Origin of the sequence: Paenibacillus sp. PvR133 (assembly GCF_017833155.1) — a bacterium.
Classification (GTDB): Bacteria; Bacillota; Bacilli; order Paenibacillales; family Paenibacillaceae; genus Paenibacillus; species Paenibacillus polymyxa_B.
This window is the reverse complement of sequence record NZ_JAFIBS010000001.1, coordinates 1,458,199-1,476,321: the sequence shown is the minus strand read 5'-3', so window position 1 is coordinate 1,476,321 and position 18,123 is coordinate 1,458,199. Positions and strand designations below refer to the sequence as shown.

Here is an 18,123-nt window from a genome sequence, read left to right as displayed (position 1 = left end):
CATACATCTAAATGATAGACAATGATATCATAAACACCATTAACATAATTTTAACCAAAACAAATAAAGTTATGCAGCCACCTGCCTGGATTATACCGAATTATTCCGGTTTTCCGATAAAAGATTGTTAGGTATGAACCACAATCTTTTATCAAGCAGCGGCTGCATAGGTGTTGCCCGTTCTATTGCTTTCGTCCGGGAGTTCGAAAAAATTGCACGGTTTAATTATTCAGTTTGCCGCCATACATCCGCGCCCAAAAGACGCAGGTTGGAGACAAGGTGATCATAACCACGGTCAATGTACTCGACACCCGTCACCTCGGTTACGCCTTCGCTTACTGTAAGTCCAGCAATGACAAGGGCCGCTCCGGCGCGCAGATCTGCTGCTTTTACTTTAGCTGCATTCAGTTGACCACCCTCTATAATGGCGGACCGACCCTCTACGCGAATTTTAGCCCCCATTCGCACCAGCTCAGGAACGTGCTTAAAACGATTGCTGTACACAAAATCGCTCAATACACTGACACCCTGTGCTTGGGTAAGCAAGCTGGTCATGGGAGATTGTAAATCTGTGGCGAATCCGGGGTATATCAAGGCTTTAACGTCGACATGTTCATAGGAAGGTGCACCCAGTACGCGAATACTTTCATCATATTCCTCGATGCCGATGCCCATTTCCTGCATTTTTGCAGTGAGAGCCTCCATATGTTTGGGAATTACGTTGTCAATCAATACATTTCCACGGGTTGCCGCAGCGGCAATCATATATGTGCCCGCTTGTATACGGTCAGGTATGATGGAATGACGGCAGCCATGCAGCTCCGACACACCTTCAATTCGAATCGTTTCCGTACCGGCGCCTTTAATAATGGCCCCCATGGAGTTTAAAAGGGTTGCTACATCTATAATCTCAGGCTCTTTAGCCGCATTTTCAATAATTGTGGCGCCTTTGGCACGTGCTGCCGCCAGCATAATATTAATGGTAGCGCCTACGCTGCTAACATCCAAATAAATTTTGGTTCCGCGCAGTTCTTTGGCGTGCAAATGAATAGCACCGTGCTCGTTCGTAACCGTGGCACCCAACGCTTCAAAACCTTTGATATGCTGATCAATGGGCCGGGGTTCGAAATTGCACCCTCCTGGCAAACCGATGATCGCTTCCTTGAATCTGCCCAGCATGGCTCCCATCATATAATAAGAGGCTCGTAATTTCTTAACAGGCCCATTCGGCATAGGAATGGATTTAATAGAGGAAGGATCTATTTTCATCTGGCTACCTTCCCAGGTAACCGTTGCACCAAGTTCCTCTAGTATTTCGGAATACACCGCCACATCACTCAACAGTGGCAAATTGTCCAAAATGACTTCCGACTCTGCCAGAATGGCTGCGGGAATCAAGGCGATGGCACTGTTTTTGGCACCGCTGATGGAAACTGTACCTTGAAGCGGCCGTCCACCGGTGATCATCAATTTTTCCATAAGCTTGAGGGTCCCCCTACGTGTTTTGCAGTCGGTCAAACAATAAACTCACAATAATCTCAAATCATAAACTTTTAACTTTTTTAGTGGTGAAAATGGAAAGACACCGGCTAAGCGGTGTGCTTTCCATACCAAACTATTCAACTGTACAGATTTAAATATTTTGTGCAGTAGAACTACAGTTACAACTAAAAAATTCATCTAGCCTGTGCAGACGCACGACCAGTTGATTCATTATTACGCTTTGTTGTTGGAACCGAACTCACGAATTTTACCGATAACGGTTTGTTTAATCGCTTCACGACCTGGAGCGATGAATGTACGTGGGTCATAAGCATCCGGTTTCTCAGCAAGCACTTCACGAACCACTTTCGCAAATACGATTTGGTTCTCAGTGTTTACATTGATTTTGGAAGTTCCCAGGGAGATTGCTTTTTTAATGTCATGTGTTGGGATACCAGTACCACCGTGCAGAACGAGTGGAAGTTTGATTGCATTGCAGATCTCTTCCATTTCTTTGAACCCGAGGTTTGGCTCGCCTTTGTAAGGTCCGTGTACGGAACCCAGTGCAGGTGCCAGTGTATCGATACCTGTTTCGTTAACGATACGCAGACAGTCGTCCAACTTAGCGTACATTACGTCGCCGACAACATCATCCTCTTGACCGCCAACCATTCCAACTTCAGCTTCAACGGAAACGCCTTTGGAATGAGCATATTCTACCACTTTTTTCGTTGTAGCAATGTTTGTGTCGATCGGGCTGTGGGAATCGTCAATCATAACGGATGTGAAACCAGCGTCGATAGCTTCTTTACATTTTTCAAAGCTGGAACCGTGGTCCAAATGGATCGCAACTGGAACGGTGATTTTCATGTCATGAATAAGACCTTCTACCATTTTAACAACAGTGTAGAATCCGCCCATGTGACGTGCTGCGCCTTCAGAAACACCCAAGATTACTGGGGATTTTTCTTCTTCAGCAGCGCCCAAAATAGCTTGAGTCCACTCCAGGTTATTAATGTTGTATTGACCTACTGCATATTTTCCTTCGAGTGCTTTGTTCAACATGTCTTTCATAGATACCAATGGCATGGTTACAGTCCTCCTAAAGGTGTTTGGGTTTGTCTATATTTTAGCCGACATCACATACGGGCTTATTATACCACAACCCATGTTAAATACTAAACAAGCTTTTGCATATCAACACATACAAAAATCACGCCCAGGACGCCGTTTTTCCATAGAATTGTATAAGGAGAGGATTTACTTTCAGTATTTCCCATAATCACAAACAAAAAACCCTGTTGTGTTAACAGAGTTCTCAACCATAGTGACTCACCTAATCACCTCTGAGTTGTTTGTTCACAGCGATCCGCATTTCGTCAATATCAAAGGGCTTGGTAAAATGCATTAGCGCACCTAGCTCCGTCGCCTCTTTAATCATGTCCAGTTCTCCATATGCTGTCATCATAATAACCTTGATATCAGGATTCATGGTTTTTAGATGCTTCAGAATTTCGAGTCCGTCCATACCTGGAATTTTCATGTCGAGCAGAACCAGATCAGGTGGTTCCTTCTCAACAATTTCAAGTGCAATTTTTCCGTTCGCCGCCTGAAAGGTCTCATAACCCTCACTTCCGAACACTTCCATCAATAAAATCCGTATTCCATTCTGGTCATCGACGATTAATACTTTCTTCTTTTCCAATGTTTTAACCTCCTAAGATCTTAAAACGAGGATCATGCAGCTATTGCCATAACAGCGTCCGATGACGTACAATATCCGTCCCATACTTAAAACTATATTCGCTCCTGCAAAAAGAAAATCCTGCTCTTATACATAATTGTGGAATATTCTTTCATAATCAGGAAGCATGGGATAAAAAAAGACCTCCCTGAGGAGGTCTTACAAGCCCAAACATTAACCTTGAAGCTGCAATGCTGCCTTTACAAATTCACGGAACAAAGGCTGCGGACGATTCGGACGGGAAGTAAATTCTGGGTGGAACTGTACCGCCAGGAACCACGGATGCTCAGGGAGCTCCACAATTTCCACCAAGCGTCCATCCGGTGAAGTACCGGAAATACGAAGACCTGCTTTTTCAATAACTTCACGATATTCGTTATTGAATTCGTACCGATGACGGTGTCTTTCGTACACCAGCTCGTCGTTGTAACAAGCCGAAGCCAAGGAACCTTCCGCCAGTTTGCATGGATACAAGCCAAGACGCATCGTACCGCCCAAATCTTCGATGTCTTTTTGGTCAGGAAGCAAGTCGATGACAGGATAATCCGTAGCCGGGTTAATTTCCGAACTGTTGGCTCCTTCGAGACCAGCCAGGGAACGGGCAACCTCAATGACAGATACCTGCATACCCAGACAAATGCCGAAGAACGGAATTTTTTGCTCCCGTGCATAACGGATGGTACTGATTTTGCCTTCAATTCCGCGATCGCCGAAGCCACCCGGTACGAGAATGCCGCCAATGCCGCCCAGCATGTCAGCTACGTTCTCGTCCGTCACTTCTTCAGCGTTCACCCAACGGATTTTTACGTCTGCATTCGCATCAAATCCAGCGTGGGAAAGTGATTCAACCACACTTAAATACGCATCATGTAATGCAACATATTTACCAACAATAGCAATCTCAACCGTTTTATCCAGCTTGCTGATTCGATCAACTAACCCTTCCCATTCGGTCATATCTGGTGCAGGTGTTGTCAGCTTGAGGTGGTTAACTACGATTTCATCCAAGCCTTCTTCACGCAGGTTCAACGGAACCTCGTAGAGGGTTGATGCATCGCGGCATTCTACCACTGCATTCGCATCAATATCGCAGAATAATGCAATTTTTGCCTTCATATCGGAGGACAGTTCATGCTCTGTACGGCAAACAATGACATTCGGTTGGATGCCGATGCTGCGCAATTCTTTTACACTGTGCTGAGTTGGTTTGGTTTTAACCTCACCAGCAGCTTTAATATAAGGAATGAGCGTTACGTGAATGTACATTACATTCTCGCGCCCAACTTCGCTTTTGAGCTGACGAATAGCTTCCAAAAATGGCAAGCTTTCAATATCGCCCACAGTACCGCCGATTTCTGTAATAATTACGTCCGAACCTGCTTCACGGCCTGCACGGTACACGCGCTCCTTGATTTCGTTCGTAATATGAGGGATAACCTGCACCGTACCGCCCAAATATTCTCCGCGACGTTCTTTGCTGATTACGCTGGAATATACCTTGCCTGTTGTGACATTGCTGTTCTTGGACAGATTAATATCAATAAAGCGCTCATAGTGTCCCAAGTCAAGGTCCGTTTCCGCACCATCATCCGTTACAAACACTTCACCGTGCTGGTAAGGACTCATCGTACCCGGATCGACATTCAGGTAAGGATCAAATTTTTGAATCGTTACCTTCAGTCCCCTGTTCTTCAAAAGCCTCCCCAGTGAAGCTGCCGTAATCCCTTTGCCCAAGGAAGACACAACCCCGCCTGTCACAAAAATATACTTTGTCACTGTTCAAAACCCTCCTAGATAAGATGCAAAATTCAGGCGACATTATGATGTTATCGTAACCCGTTTGCACGGATTATCATCCATGAAGAAGGCAGCGGAATCATTTTCCATGTCCGCCGCCCTTAGCCCTCTTTCATGAGTGAAAACACCCCTATAAAAAACAAAAAAGCACTCCCGTAGTACGGGGCACTTTTATACAAAAAGCAAACATATAAGTGAATCAATCATAAGCCCAAGCAATAGTTTACCCCGTGTCCAATCCGCTGTCAAGGAAGTTATCTGTGTTAATTTGTCCATTGAACCAGATTGGAGAGAATCCACCTGAAAGCTTTAAATCAGAAGAGGTTTTCAAGAAAACGGTCATGAAAAAGGGGAGAACGCATCTCCCCTTACAGCCTGTTTCCTAACGAAGCGAATCGTCGTCTTCCGTCGACTCATCGTCATTTTCATCTTCTGAATCTTCCTCATCACTGAGGTCTTCATCGTCTATAACCACGTCTTCATCACTATCATCATCATCTTCTTCTCCGTCGAACAGCTCATCTTCGCCATCCTCGTCTTCGCTATCTGCATCGAAGTCGTCATCAGAGTTGTATGTTTCTTCTTCCTCATGATAGTCATCTTCATCGTCATCGTCTTCGTCGTTAATAATACGAGGACGCTTGGCTCCTGTCAGGGCATCTTCGGATTTATCTACCGGATACCAACGTTTCAAGCCCCACAGATTCGTACCGACACAGGCAAAACGCCCGTCAATGTTGATTTCAGTATATAGCTGAGCAATAACGTCATTAATTTCTTCGTCGGAAAAGCCACGCAATTTGGCGACTTCCTTCATCAGGTCACGGTAATAATACGGAGTATTGGCTGCTTTCAATACCATAAATGCCAAATCCACCATTGGAGTCTCGTGGACTTTCTCCGGGTCAATCTTCAAGTTGAGTGGGGTACTCACCTAGGGACACTTCCTCTCACACGTAATTCACAAGAACATGTTTCAGAGCATACACGATACATGCAATACTAACATATCCATTATCAAAACTAAGTAAAACCTATTTGGAAGCAAATTGCAAGTTAAAGATGGGTATCGTCATAATTTCCAGTAATATCCCTCTAAACAAGACGGCACACATAAAAAGACGGGGTCCCCCCCGTCTTCGACTGTACCCGCTCCGGGAGAACCCCCCAAAGTTGTTGCACAAGAGCTTATGCCCTCCATGTATCGTATGTGTCCACGGTCACTTTGACACGACAAGCAGGCCTATTTCCATAAAAAAGGGGCAGGTTTCCCATGCCGCAGCTGACGCTTGCTCATACAATACCTCAGCATGGCTCATCGGAGGGGGACCGTCTCAAATGGACTATCCGGATTTTTTGCAGCGTTTGCATGAGGGTATTTCGGAGCCGTCCGGCAGTGGACGGAACAAACAGATCATCACGTTCGATAAGCCTCACCAATACCGGGAATGCCTGTCCTATCTCAGGAAGCTGAAACCCGAGCTTGCGGGATTACGGCAAGTACAACCGGCTCGACTAATCCGCGCTTTAATCGCTCCGCTTTCAGGGGGAGACAGGCTAGGCAAATATCACAACGGTGTTACCGTTGAAGAAGATACCCGCATGAAGGTCCACGCTGAAACTGCTCATATACCAAAAGCAGAAAAGAACCTTTACATGCCATGGGGAGTCAAACAGGTACGTGCATACAAGGCTTGGCCTTCCTCGACAGGGAATCGGGTCAGAATCGGTGTGATTGACACAGGAGCGGATTTTCAACATCCTGATCTTCGTCATTCTCTCGCCAGAGGTATTAATTTGCTTAACCGAACCATGCTACCCTATGACGATAATGGCCATGGTACTCATATTGCTGGAACTATCGCGGCGTCCAACTATGACGAAGGTATGGTCGGCGTAGCACCACGGGCTTTAATTCATCCCGTAAAAGCATTTGATCATAATGGAGCTGCCTACGTCTCCGATATCATTCTTGGTATCGACTGGTGTGTATTAAATCGTGTCGATATCATCAATATGAGCTTTGGTATGAAGTCGCGCAGCAAGGCACTACTTGATATGGTGAATAAAGCATATCATAACGGCATCGTGATTGTAGCGTCCTCGGGAAATGAGGGCAAGCGCCGAAGTATTGACTATCCAGCCCGCTATCCCCAGACGATTTCAGTGGGGGCTACTGACAAATACAGACGCATCGCACCTTTCAGCAACCGAGGGCAATTTGTAGATGTGTACGCACCGGGCGAAAAGATCACCTCCTCCTGGATCCATGGCAAGCATCACGAAATGAGCGGTACCTCTATGGCTACTTCCCATGTGACCGGAAGCATCGCACTTCTCCTTTCACTGAGACCGGAACTGGAGCCTGGAGAAATCAAAGCGCTGCTTAAGCGTACCGCCACACCGCTACGCCTGCGTAAAAGCGCTGGACGCAGCTCTATCTCCACCAAACTTGGCGAAGTCGATGCCTTCCGATTGATGCAGGAGGGCACGAAGTAAATGATGATGTGATGCTAAACCTCTAGTGTAGCGCCCGGCTCCAAAGAATGAACTTTTCTGGCAGGACTTTCACACCCACGATTTCCTGCTCTTATCAACTCATCTCGTACCAGGTCAGTCTGCAGCTTTGGCGCATGAACGAGTACAACCTGTTTGCTAGGCAGCTCCTTCAGCATTTGCCGCACATCTGATAATCCCTGATGCACCTTGTAAATCAAATGCCGAGCTACACAGCTGTCATTTTGATCTGCACGTTCCAACAGATGTTTGCCAAAAGAACCATGTGGAGCATGCCCGGTCAATATAACACTGTTGCTAATGCTTTCTCCGCTATCTTCACCCTCCCCCATGTTGCGGTTATCCGATAGAAACTGATAGTACCAGCGCGCCTGTGGGGAATCCATCATGCCGTCTCTTGTTATGATAATAGCCGTTGGGTTCTGTTCCAGCAGACTCACTCGTTCAGCAGCATCACGAGGCACGAAGACCCTGTCACTGTTTAGCACATGTTTTATTCGCGCTGGAGCTTCTGGACGCAGCCATTCTTTCCAGCGGTTTAACTGTTTCAATCCCTGCCATATATCGTGCTCTACAATCATTGCCTGTGCAGGGAATTGCTCGCTAGCCCATACGATCAAGTCCTGTCCTCTGCCAAAGACAGGCACCGGCAACAACACATGACCACCAGACAATAATATCCGCTCCATCTCGACCCTCAGCCGCTCCAGCTTAACAGGCTGCGGGTCTATATCCATGCCATAGGCATTGTCCATAATGGATATGTCCGCTAGATTGGGCTCTGACTTCCATTCAGGCAGGTCATGCAACCCCTCCCCAACACCCAAGTCTGGCGCATCGGCAGCAAGAAGCTCAGATTCGCGGCTGTAATCTCCAGAAAAAAACAACCGCTTCCCTTCCATTTCTACCGCATACCACACTGCACCAGCCAAATGTCCACTGCGCCCCCACATGATTCTCACACCCGGACAAGCCTCAAGCCATTCTCCTGCTGGCGCTTCATCTTCTAGATAGCGATAAGCAATGGATTGGATATCCTGTACGTCGTATGGCAATTCGGCTCCTCTCGATTCAACATAAGTATGCCAGGAGCGAAAATAGGAGCCTAGCTGCTCAGCGGTGGCCTTGGTCGTCCAGACCTCCCCCTGGTATCCATACTTGTACAGTAAGGGGAGCGCCATGGAATGATCCTCATGTGCATGAGACAGCAATACAGTGGTCAGTCCCTCCGCCTTTTGCGGCGGAAAAATCGGATATTGTCCGGTTCCTTCCTTCTTCACGCCACAATCCAGCATGACGCGATGCTGCGTTCCTTCAAAAACATAGCAGGAGCGGCCATGTTCGCCCGCTCCTCCCCAAATCCTAAGCTTGGTCATGATCATTTCCACTTTCTTTGCGAGTTTAAGCTTTCCATTAAGATCAGCAGCAGTGTGGTCATTCCGACCGATATGACGGCCATCGCCATCCCAAGTGACACCTGTCCCTGCTCAAATTGTGCAAATATGTAGGTTGCAGACGTCTGAACGGATGGCGGCAAAATCAGCAACGATCCTACCAGCTCGCGTGAAGCAATGGTAAATGTCATCATCCAACCAGCGAGCATTCCCGGTACAATCAGCGGCAGCACAATCCGGCGGAATATGTAAGACGGTCGCCCGCCAAATACCTGTCCCGCCTGAAAAAGACCAGTGTCCACCTGCGTAAAGGCGCTTTTGACATACTGCACCGTATAAGGAACAAACAAGATAACATACGTCAGAATGACCATGCCGTATGTGTTATAGAAAGGGATCGGCATCCATGGTGAGTTCCACCACAAAATCAGGCCGACCACCATAACAATTCCCGGCACCGTATTCGGAAGCAAGCTAAATGCATCAACCGTCCGTTGGATTCTTGTGCATGAGCCGCCAATGACAAGCGCAAACCAAGTGCCCAGCACCACAGCAAGCGTCGAAGCGCCCAAAGAGAGAAATACGCTGTTCAGGAGCGCCTCCATGCTCTCTGATCCCCAAGACAGCAGTTCCTTGTAAGAGTCGAGCGTCAAATTATCCCAGGCGAGCCCAATTCCCCTCAGCTTCATCGTCGAGGCTGAAAGAATTGAAAAATAAGGAATGCCAATGGACGCAATGAGCAACAATAGAATGTATGCAACACTCAGCCCCGTAGTCCAGCCGGATATACGAAGACGGGACGGACGCGAACCTTTACCACCTACCAGCCTGTACGTAAACTTTCGGTTGATCACCGATTGCGCATACCACATGAGCAGGCAGGCGGTTAACAGCACCGAGGCCATTGACGTCGCTTTGCCAAAATCTATGGGCCAGCTGGAAATATATTTGTGAATTTCCGAAGTCATGACCTCATACCCGATACGTCGCCCAAAGGTAGCAGGGGTGCCAAACTCGGCAATCGTTTTAACGAAAATGAGCAACGCGCCCATTCCGTAAGCTGAAAGCAGCAGCGGTAAAATGATTCGACGGAATCTGTACAGAAAGCCGCCGCCCATTACGGCACCCGCCTCTTCCAGGCTCCCGCCAATCCTCACCAGCGCCCCGCGCAGCAGCAGGTACAGGAATGGAAACAGATGCAGGCTCATGATCATCACCATGCCACCAAGGCTGAAGAAGGACGGCGTTAAGAAATGCAGGTCCGGGAACAACTGCTCCAGATATCCGTTTTTTTGCATGAACAGAATCCAGCCCATGGAACCGATATAGGGCGGGGTCATAAACGGAATCAGCAACACGACATCCAACCAGCGCCAGTGTGCAAGACGAGTGTTGGACATGATCCATGCTAGCGGAAGCGCAAGTACCGTCGTTCCTGCAATCACACAGATGCCTAGCCAAATCGAGCTGAATAGCACTCCCGCAAATGGTGAAGCAGCTAACGTTCGAAAAGGCGCATCCCATTGAAATTTTTCATCAACATACACACTTTGGATAAAGATTTGCAGCAACGGCATCACAATCAGGAAAAGAAGCGCGATCAGAGCCAGCGTCAGACACCACACTCTGATGTGTTTAACGGATAAGCCTCCCATCGGCTTACTTGAACATTTGCGTGAACTTCTCCGTCACGTCTGATCCGTGCTCACCCATCCACTCCCAATTGGTTTTCAACAATGGAATCTGGTCCAGGTTGGCACGCTTGTCGGCTTTGACATCCGTGCGGCCCGGGAGTAAGGAGGCATCTGCTACTAGTTTCTGTGCCTCGTCCGACAACAGATAGTCAATGAATGCCTTCGCATTCTGCTCATGCTGCGTTGACTTGAGAATTGCGGCAGGACGTGGGCTGATGACTGTTCCCTCTGTCGGATAGACGATGTCAATCGGCTCGCCTTTGGCTTTTGCCTTGTAGGTCATGTAATCGACCGCAGCGACGACTATACCTTTAGCTCCGGTAATCACGGGGTCCAGCGCTTCCTGATTGGCACCAGCCATAGCAACACCGTTAGCCTTGTACTGCTCGAACAACGTCCAGCCTCCATCGCCCTTGGCGCTCAGATAGCCTGTCATAAAATCCAACGCTGAGCCGGACAGGGATGGATCGGGAATATTAACCTGGTCCTTGTACTCAGGCTTCGCCAAATCAGCCCATGAAGTTGGTGGTGTTTTCACCAGCTTCGTGTTATACGCAATGCCCAGAGCAGAAGCACTGGTACTGAAGTAGTTGCCCTCCTTATCGGACCAGTCTGGATTTAGCTTGTCTGCGTTCTTGGCATCCGGGTAAGGCAGCGTAAGTCCTTCCTTTTTCAAGCCTTGTACAGACGGAAGCGATGCCAGCACAACCACGTCCGCTACCGGATTCGTCTTCTCGGCTTCCATGCGGGCCAAAATTTTCCCTGTCGTTCCCTGGAACAACTCTACCTTAACTCCGCTCTGCGCCTCATACCCTGCTACCAGCTTTTTCGCCAGTCCATCCGGGCCTGCGCTGTAGACCACCAGCTTCTGATCGGTGGATGCTGCCTCCGCTTGTCCTGCTGATCCATTAGCTGGCGCCCCGTCCTTGGATGGCGTTGCTGTTCCGCAACCCGCCACAGCGAGTCCAAAAGTCAATGTTAATGCGAGCATCGTCCCTTTTTTCCATCCTGTACGAAAAACATGCCTATTCATCATCTTATATTTACCCCTTTTCCCTATGCTTCAAGTTGGTGGATGTGTTGCGGTGATACCCAAATGTGCATTTGTTGACCTATGGGCAAGCGGATGGAATGATATGCAGTCCATTGCTCGCCGTTCTCGGCTAGTATACGAATTTCATAACGATCGCCGACATAGCTGACATGCAGGATCTCTACTGTAAAAGCATGCTGATCCGCTTGCTCCTGTTCCCAACGGACATGTTCAGGACGGAATAGTGTCCGTTCCGACTCCAGCCAGTTGGATTTGCCAATAAACCTCGCCACCTCTGGATGAGCTGGGCAACCGTAGATCACCTCTGGTGTTCCGGTCTGCAAAATATGTCCACTTTTCATAACAACTACTTCATCAGACATGGACATGGCCTCGATCTGATCATGGGTAACATATAGGGCGGTCAGCCCCAGATCGCGCACAAGCGATAGCATCTCAATGCGCATCTCCTCCCGTAGCACCGCATCCAGCGCACTGAGCGGCTCGTCGAACAAAACAAGTCGAGGCCGGATAGCAACCGCTCTTGCAAAGGCAACCCGCTGCTGCTGACCACCGGACAGCTGATGAGGATACCGATCCTCCATCCCTGACAATCTGACCATATCGAGCGCCTCCAGCACCACGATCCGCAGTTCCTTGTCTCGTACGCTGGCGAACCCTTTCCCTCGCTTGCCCGCACGCAGGCCGAAGGCCACATTTTCAAACACTGTCATATGCGGCCATAACGCGAAATCCTGAAAGACCATGCCAAAGTGGCGGAGATGGGCGGGAATATCCTTTTTGCGTTCTGACGAAAAAAGAATTTCCTCTCCCATCGTGATTGTGCCGGTATCCGGTGTCTCCAGACCAGCAATCAAGCGCAAGAGCGTTGTTTTCCCACAGCCGGACGGTCCGAGCAGTGTTGTGAATTTGCCCCGTCGTACTACCAGATTCGTCTCATGCAGCGCGGTTATTTGGCTGAAGGTTTTACTTAATCCGTGAATATATAGATCCTGATTCATCGCATTACCTGCCTGTTCTTCTGACTGACCCCAGTGTAAAACTTGAATTCGCAACCTGTATTATTGGAAAGTTAAAACAAAATTAATTATTTCAATGAATTGTGTTAACACTCATAGATTTAATCTATATAGAGGGGATTGATGCTGCTCCCCAAAGAAGTAGGCATGATTGTTCGATTAACCTGAAAGCGAGGCATTCTAAGTGAACTTAAGTCTTCTAAAGTTACATATTGTAGAGCTGCTGAATAAGCACCATAAAATTACCACGGTCGCCGAGCTTCTTGGCCTAAAGCAACCCACCGTTACTTTTCATATGAAAAATCTGGAGCGTGAATTCGGAGTAAAGCTGTTTGACACACGTATGGGAAAAATCATCCTGACGGATGCTGGAAATGCGCTGCTGCACTATGCCACTAAAATTAATGCACTGGCTGCTGAAGCTGAGCGAGTCGTCCGCGAATTCGATACGCTCCAGCGTGGAAGTATACGTATTGGCGCAAGCTATGTACCCGCTACCTACCTGCTTCCTGCTGTGCTGCACCGCTTTGCCCGTGAGCATCCGGGCATTCACATCGCCTTGTCCGTGAAAACAGCGCCCGTGATCAAGGACATGCTCGCTCGCCACGAAATTGACCTTGGCATCATTTCGGCAGAGCCGTTTCAATCCCCAACGCTACTCTCCGAATCCTTGGGCGAAGATGAATTGATGCTCATCTGCTCACCCACTCATCCGCTCGCCAACGAAACCGATTTGACACCCGAGCTTATCGCTTCTTCCTCCTTCGTATTACATGGCAAGGAATCCAGCACACGCCATGTGACCGACAAATGGCTGGAGCGTGGGAGTCGGCGACTTCCTTCCTATCTGGAGCTGGATTCACTAGAAGCCATTAAACAGGCGGTTATGCTGGGAGAACACATCTCCTTTGTCTCTCGCATTGCCGTTCAATCAGAGGTTGAGCGGGGCTTACTGGTTGTAAGACCTATTCCGGGGCAGTCTGTTGAGCGGTACATCTATATGGTCAGCAACAAAGACCGGCATCGCTCGGCGCTCATTCACAGATTCACCGAATATTTGTCATGGAACCAAGATTAAATCTTACCTGTCATATAGAAATTATGTAATTTTTTAACCGGAGTCCCCTCTTGCTTTGACATACGACTGACAATACACCCGTAAAGTGTAGCGTGTAACCTATTCGGACGAACAGGAGAGGATGAAATGAAAACAGGCCTTCGTATCACTAAATTGATGTCAGTAGTAACTCTGAGTGCAGTGCTGCTCGTAACAGGATGGAAAGGAGCAGAACCGGTACAAGCTGCCGCCAATGCCACACCAAGCTATGAGGTGAAGCTACTACTGGATACGGCTCAGGTCCTCAATGCGGATGGCTCATTAAAAAGTGGCATCGTGAACGAGTTTCAAATTAGCAACGATGCACAAAGATTAAGCGTCGAGTATTTTGATACAAATTCATTGCAATTAAATGACGAGGGCTGGAACGTGAGATTTCGTAAAAAAGAGGACAAAAAGAATTATGAATTAACCTACAAAAAGCGCTATACGGTCACAAATGGAAATATCGACGCGGCGCTCACCCAAGCGAATAAAGAAGGGTTCAGTGCATCTGATGATAATTATGAGGCTGAGGTGGATTGGGGATACAGCAAGCAAACACTAAGCTTTTCCAATGATAAGAAAACAAACGCCTCCAAAGGATTGGCTCTGCCTTCCCCAGATCAAGCATTAAAGCAATTGCAGGATAATCTTCCGGGCAAGCTGCAAAACTGGAAAAACAGCAATTGGGGTAAACAAACCTTGGCAAACTCCAGAGTACGCGGTCCTGTACAGGTCAGTAAATACGAGGGTAGCTTTCAGGGATTGGATGCCGACGTTGAAGTATGGCCTATTCGCAGCGCAAACGGATCAGGTATAGAAAATATTATCGAAATCTCCTTCAAAACCTCGGATTACAGTGTTGCCGCCAGCAACCGCACCAAGCTGATGAACCTGCTGCAATCCAAAGGATGGCTGGTTCCCGCGGATTCCCTGAAAACGAATTTGGTACTGGAACGCTACTAAGCTAATCCAACATAAAAAGGAACCGAGGGGCCACCCTGTTGAGGGTGATACGAACGGTTCCTTTTATTATTATTTATATGACTACAAGGTCATGATGTTAAAGTTGTTTGCTTACATACGTTCCGGTGCAGACACGCCCACCAGCTTCAGTACGTTGGCAATGGTCGTGCGCACCGCACCAAACAATGCCAAGCGTGCCTGCGTTTGAGCAGCATCCTCTGTGATGACGCGCTCTGCCTTATAGTAGCTGTGGAACAATGAAGCCAGCTCATAGACATAGCGAATCATACGGTGTGGTGCAAAGTTTGCAGCCGCCACCGATACTTCTTCCGGCAGCTCGCCGATTTTGCGGAGCAGATCGTATTCATGCTCGGCCGTCAGCTTGGACAAGTCAACTTCTGCCAACGGTAGCACAGCAATACCTTGCTCTTCGGCTTGACGATATACGCTGCATGCACGTGCGTGCGCATATTGTACGTAGAATACTGGATTCTCATTGGAAGTGGAAATCGCCAAATCCATGTCAAAATCCAGGTGCGAATCCATGCTGCGCATAGTGAAGAAGTAACGGATCGCGTCTACACCCACTTCTTCCATCAGATCTTCCATCGTCACGGCCTTGCCGGTACGTTTGGACATTTTTACTTTTTCCCCATTTTGGAACAAGCTGACCATTTGGGCAATCAGCACTTTAAGCTTGTCTGGATCATTGCCCAGTGCTTCCATTGCTGCCTTCATCCGTGGAATGTAACCGTGGTGATCCGCTCCCCAAATGTTGATGATCGTGTCATACCCACGAGCATATTTATCGCGATGGTAAGCAATATCCGGGGTCAGGTACGTGTATGTACCGTCATTTTTGATCAAGACGCGGTCTTTATCGTCGCCGTACTTGGTCGTATTCAGCCATGTAGCTCCGTCCTTCTCGTAGATCTCCTCACGGTCACGCAGCTCATTCAGCGCTTTAAGCACTTCACCGTTTTCATACAACGACGTTTCGCTAAACCAGGAGTCAAAAGGTACACGGAACAGCTCCAGATCGCGCTTGATCTTGTTCAGTTCCTTTTCCAGACCGTAGTCACGGAAATAAGCAGCGCGATCTCCCGGTTCCATAGACAACAGAGAATCTCCCTTTTCGGCCACCAGTTCCTTGGCAAACCCGATGATATCCTCACCATGGTAACCATCCTCGGGCATCTCCGCAGGCTGTCCCAGCTCCTGCAAATAACGCGCTTCAATAGAACGGCTCATGTTGTAAATCTGGTTACCCGCATCATTAATGTAGTATTCACGAGTTACTTTGTATCCAGCAAAATCAAGCACGTTGCAAAGAGCATCCCCTACGGCTGCACCACGTGCATGGCCTAAGTGAAGGCTACCCGTCGGATTGGCGCTAACAAACTCGATTTGCACCTTTTTGCCCGCACCTTCCTGTATACGCCCGTAATCTGCCCCCTGCTCCTGCACCTGTCCAATAACAGCATAAAGGTAGCTCTTGTTCAGGCGGAAGTTAATAAAGCCCGGTCCAGCGATTTCCGCACTTTCAATAGAAGCAGAAGCTAAATCCATATTCGCGATCAAATCTTCAGCGATTTGCCGTGGGTTCTTCTTCGCAATGCGGGTGAGCTGCATCGCGGCGTTGGTGGCCAAATCACCGTGTGACTTGTCCTTCGGTACCTCCAGCGTAATGGTCGGCAGCTCTTCGCGGCTCACGATTCCGGTAGCCAGCACCGCCGCCTCAATTGCTGAGGTCACCTTTTGATTAATAAGTTCCAGTGGATTGCTTGTCATGATTATTGCTCCTCCTGTATATGCAAACTGATGGCAAAATGCCCCGAGAAATCCTCAAATACGTACAGATCATAGGTCCAGCTCACATGTCCGGTGAATCCATCCATCCGAATATCGAGCTTCTGCGTATGCGCAGACATGTTCAGGTTTAAATAAGGCGAGCGGTAAAATCCAGGCAACCTGCGTCCCAGCGCAAACGACTGCTCTGATTGTACCTCACCGTGACGAATCAGCTTTAGCTCATCCGGTCCGATTTTGACTGTGTTCCGTGTCGTACCGCCCTCAGGACTTTCTTGCGGCTCATCGTACCTTATATATAGATGCTTCCCACGCACGATCGCTTCTCCGGGAAGTTCCTGTACCACATCTTCTCCGTCATGGTGACTATGAAGACGGATTCGGACCTTTGCATTATGTGGCATGTATTCAAACTCCATTCTATTGCTATCCTACTGTACTACTATATCCAGTTCCCGATTGCAATTCAAATGAGTTTTTACAAAAAGATGCTTTCATCCAAAAAATTCAGCTACCTTAAGTCAGCTCCATCGGAGGCTTGGCTAAAACTTTCGATGAATCGAGAGGCTAGAGAAGACATGTATTTATCCTTCAGCCAGACAGCCGCCACACGCGTATGCAATTCCTCACACATAATTTCCTTAACGATTAATTGGTTATTGCTTCCGAGTGACAACGCAGACCGCGAAATCATACCGATCCCCAGCCCTTCATTAGCCCAGTGAAGCGTGGTGCGAGCATCATCGTTTTTACAAAAGAAATTCGGCTCAAAGCCATACTTCATACAAGTGTCGTGGATCAATTGTTCAAAGCGGCGATATACGATGAGCGGCCTGTTCTTCAACTCAGACAATGAAATGGTCTTCTGTTCGGGGTTCCAGTCATATTCTTCTGTCATCACTGCTATCATCGGCTCAGTGGACGCATATCTACACCCTAAATCGGTAGTATTAAAAGGGGTTCTGACGATACCGACCTCTACAATTCCTTTGTTCAAAAGATCGAGAATCATGAACGTATTTCCCTCATGAATTTCAAATTTTACACCCGCATAGGTTTTATGAAATTCGGAAAGCCTGTCTTTCATCAGCGTTGCCCCAGAGGAGGAGACCGTTCCAATGGTGAGCGTCCCCTTCATCCCCAAGGCAAAATCGTTTATTTCTCTTGTTGTGGCATCTGTCAGCTCCAAGATCTGCTTGGCCCTGTTCTGTAAAATGATGCCGGCCTCCGTCAACTGGATACTTCGTGAGCCTCGATGCACGAGCTTTACACCAAGCTCTTCCTCTAGCTGCATGAGCTGCTGACTTAAAGGAGGCTGCGCGATTTGCAGCTTTTTGGCTGCCGCTGTAATCTGTCCGGCCTCTGCGATCGCCAAAAAATACTTGAGATGTCTCAATTCCATCCTTATGGACCTCCGGTACTGATATATGTAAAACCTATACCTCTAATATATATTAAATATTATTCATATGGTTGGGGATGTGCCATAATCAAATTCAGTTATGCTATTGCGGCATGAGGCTATATACATTATTTAGGTTAGGTGAT

15 protein-coding genes are annotated in these 18,123 nt (G+C 47.9%); 3 read left to right on the top strand and 12 right to left on the bottom strand.

Annotated features, from left to right (window positions below; all coding sequences use genetic code 11):
• Positions 1 to 225: 225 nt before the first annotated feature.
• The 5 genes from JOE49_RS06530 to rpoE form a co-directional block, all read right to left on the bottom strand.
• The gene (locus JOE49_RS06530) at positions 226 to 1,479 is read right to left on the bottom strand and encodes a UDP-N-acetylglucosamine 1-carboxyvinyltransferase (RefSeq protein ID WP_013308220.1); all 1,254 of its coding nucleotides are present in this window, start codon (positions 1,477 to 1,479) and stop codon (positions 226 to 228) included.
• 237 nt (positions 1,480 to 1,716) lie between these two features.
• Positions 1,717 to 2,571, bottom strand: coding sequence for a class II fructose-1,6-bisphosphate aldolase (gene fba, locus JOE49_RS06525; RefSeq protein WP_013308219.1), 855 nt, complete (start codon positions 2,569 to 2,571; stop codon positions 1,717 to 1,719).
• Positions 2,572 to 2,818: 247 nt separating this feature from the next.
• On the bottom strand, positions 2,819 to 3,187 hold the full coding sequence (locus JOE49_RS06520) for a response regulator (protein ID WP_013308218.1): 369 nt from the start codon (positions 3,185 to 3,187) through the stop codon (positions 2,819 to 2,821).
• A 213-nt stretch (positions 3,188 to 3,400) separates the two neighbouring features.
• Positions 3,401 to 5,002 carry a CTP synthase gene (locus JOE49_RS06515; protein ID WP_028542570.1) on the bottom strand — a complete coding sequence of 534 codons (1,602 nt, stop codon included), beginning with the start codon at positions 5,000 to 5,002 and terminating at the stop codon, positions 3,401 to 3,403.
• A 403-nt stretch (positions 5,003 to 5,405) separates the two neighbouring features.
• Complete coding sequence (gene rpoE, locus JOE49_RS06510) at positions 5,406 to 5,957, bottom strand: DNA-directed RNA polymerase subunit delta (protein WP_013308216.1); 552 nt, start codon at positions 5,955 to 5,957, stop codon at positions 5,406 to 5,408.
• A 404-nt stretch (positions 5,958 to 6,361) separates the two neighbouring features.
• Here rpoE and JOE49_RS06505 point away from each other — a divergent pair, with 404 nt between their 5' ends.
• Positions 6,362 to 7,522 (top strand): S8 family peptidase, encoded by a 1,161-nt coding sequence (locus JOE49_RS06505; protein WP_209940760.1) that lies wholly within the window; start codon positions 6,362 to 6,364, stop codon positions 7,520 to 7,522.
• Between the two features lie 14 nt (positions 7,523 to 7,536).
• Here the strand turns inward: JOE49_RS06505 and JOE49_RS06500 are convergent, their stop codons facing one another.
• The 4 genes from JOE49_RS06500 to JOE49_RS06485 are packed head-to-tail and all read right to left on the bottom strand — an operon-like array spanning position 7,537 to position 12,683.
• Positions 7,537 to 8,922, bottom strand: a complete 1,386-nt coding sequence (locus JOE49_RS06500; protein WP_209940759.1) for an MBL fold metallo-hydrolase — start codon at positions 8,920 to 8,922, stop codon at positions 7,537 to 7,539.
• On the bottom strand, positions 8,919 to 10,589 hold the full coding sequence (locus tag JOE49_RS06495; protein ID WP_209940758.1) for an ABC transporter permease: 1,671 nt from the start codon (positions 10,587 to 10,589) through the stop codon (positions 8,919 to 8,921). Before JOE49_RS06495 ends, JOE49_RS06500 begins: the two co-directional genes overlap by 4 nt.
• Positions 10,590 to 10,593: 4 nt before the next feature.
• Complete coding sequence (locus JOE49_RS06490; protein ID WP_209940757.1) at positions 10,594 to 11,664, bottom strand: ABC transporter substrate-binding protein; 1,071 nt, start codon at positions 11,662 to 11,664, stop codon at positions 10,594 to 10,596.
• A gap of 20 nt (positions 11,665 to 11,684) precedes the next feature.
• On the bottom strand, positions 11,685 to 12,683 hold the full coding sequence (locus tag JOE49_RS06485; RefSeq protein WP_209940756.1) for an ABC transporter ATP-binding protein: 999 nt from the start codon (positions 12,681 to 12,683) through the stop codon (positions 11,685 to 11,687).
• A 202-nt stretch (positions 12,684 to 12,885) separates the two neighbouring features.
• On the opposite strand from JOE49_RS06485, the gene JOE49_RS06480 reads away from it, so the two are divergent.
• Together JOE49_RS06480 and JOE49_RS06475 are read left to right on the top strand one after the other, a co-directional pair.
• Positions 12,886 to 13,779 carry a LysR family transcriptional regulator gene (locus JOE49_RS06480; protein WP_076295928.1) on the top strand — a complete coding sequence of 298 codons (894 nt, stop codon included), beginning with the start codon at positions 12,886 to 12,888 and terminating at the stop codon, positions 13,777 to 13,779.
• 126 nt (positions 13,780 to 13,905) lie between these two features.
• Positions 13,906 to 14,766 carry a hypothetical protein gene (locus tag JOE49_RS06475; protein ID WP_209940755.1) on the top strand — a complete coding sequence of 287 codons (861 nt, stop codon included), beginning with the start codon at positions 13,906 to 13,908 and terminating at the stop codon, positions 14,764 to 14,766.
• Positions 14,767 to 14,877: 111 nt separating this feature from the next.
• Here the strand turns inward: JOE49_RS06475 and argS are convergent, their stop codons facing one another.
• The 3 genes from argS to JOE49_RS06460 all read right to left on the bottom strand — a co-directional run bounded on the left by argS (position 14,878) and on the right by JOE49_RS06460 (position 17,977).
• On the bottom strand, positions 14,878 to 16,557 hold the full coding sequence (gene argS, locus JOE49_RS06470) for an arginine--tRNA ligase (RefSeq protein ID WP_028542578.1): 1,680 nt from the start codon (positions 16,555 to 16,557) through the stop codon (positions 14,878 to 14,880).
• A 2-nt stretch (positions 16,558 to 16,559) separates the two neighbouring features.
• Positions 16,560 to 16,994, bottom strand: a complete 435-nt coding sequence (locus JOE49_RS06465) for a YwiB family protein (protein WP_013308207.1) — start codon at positions 16,992 to 16,994, stop codon at positions 16,560 to 16,562.
• A 92-nt stretch (positions 16,995 to 17,086) separates the two neighbouring features.
• Entirely contained in the window at positions 17,087 to 17,977 is an 891-nt protein-coding gene (locus JOE49_RS06460; protein WP_209940754.1) for a LysR family transcriptional regulator, read from the bottom strand.
• Positions 17,978 to 18,123: the final 146 nt, after the last annotated feature.